Source organism: Oceanibium sediminis (assembly GCF_003265325.1).
GTDB classification, from domain to species: domain Bacteria; phylum Pseudomonadota; class Alphaproteobacteria; order Rhodobacterales; family Rhodobacteraceae; genus Halovulum; species Halovulum sediminis.
Map to the genome: position 1 here is coordinate 1 of NZ_QGNX01000115.1, position 273 is coordinate 273.

The 273-nt window shown below is 70.3% G+C and carries 1 pseudogene; it reads left to right on the forward strand.

The window, feature by feature from the left end:
* Positions 1-273, forward strand: a pseudogene (locus DJ029_RS21590) (IS110 family transposase); the annotation flags it as partial.

The window sequence follows — 273 nt, forward strand, 5'->3', positions numbered from 1 at the left end:
TGGCAAAAGAAGTCTTCGAGCTGGCCTTCGCCGATGCGCAGGGCCGGATCATCGAGCGCAAGCGCCTCTCGCGCAGGGCGTTCATCCGGTCGCTGGAGACCCGGCCGCCGTTGCGGGTGCTGATGGAGGCCTGCGGGGGTGCGCACTGCTGGGCGCGCCGCTTCCAGCGCCAGGGCCACGCGGTGCGCCTGCTTCCTGCGCGGGACGTGCGCCCCTACGTGCGCGGCAACAAGACCGACCGCAACGACGTGGCCGGGATACTGGAAGCTGATC